The following is a 405-nucleotide window of genomic DNA, read 5'->3' on the forward strand; positions in this document are numbered from 1 at the left end:
GGGCGGACGAAGGTGACGACCGGCAATATCGCAGCAGCGGTGTTTACCCATTCCACCAGTCGGGAGGCGGAGCCGCAGCTGCATAGCCATTGTGTGGTGATGAATGCGACGCAGTTGGCGGATGAACGGTGGTTTAGTTTGAGCAATGAGGGGGCGATCGCTAACCAAAAACTCCTGGGCCAGATCTACCAGAATGAACTGGCGGTAGCGATGAAGCAGCAGGGCTATCAGATTGAGCTCAAGGCCCACGGACAGTTTGAACTGCTCGGGTACTCGCCGGAACTGCTGAAGGCCTTCTCGACCCGCAGGCAGCAGATCCTCAAGCTAATTGAGGAATGGGAGGCGACGGGGTCTAAGAACAACCGGGCCACGCGGGAGACAGCGACGCTGGTATCGCGGAAGCGG

The 405-nt window shown here is 58.8% G+C and carries 1 protein-coding gene; it reads left to right on the top strand.

Features of this window, described 5'->3' with window-relative positions:
- Nucleotides 1-12: 12 nt before the first annotated feature.
- Nucleotides 13-405: MobF family relaxase (gene mobF, locus EVJ26_RS14325; RefSeq protein WP_236635606.1), on the top strand; the 393-nt coding region annotated here is incomplete at its 3' end.

The sequence above is a fragment of the Exiguobacterium sp. SH3S1 genome (genome assembly GCF_004337105.1).
In the GTDB taxonomy this organism is placed as follows: domain Bacteria; phylum Bacillota; class Bacilli; order Exiguobacteriales; family Exiguobacteriaceae; genus Exiguobacterium; species Exiguobacterium aurantiacum_A.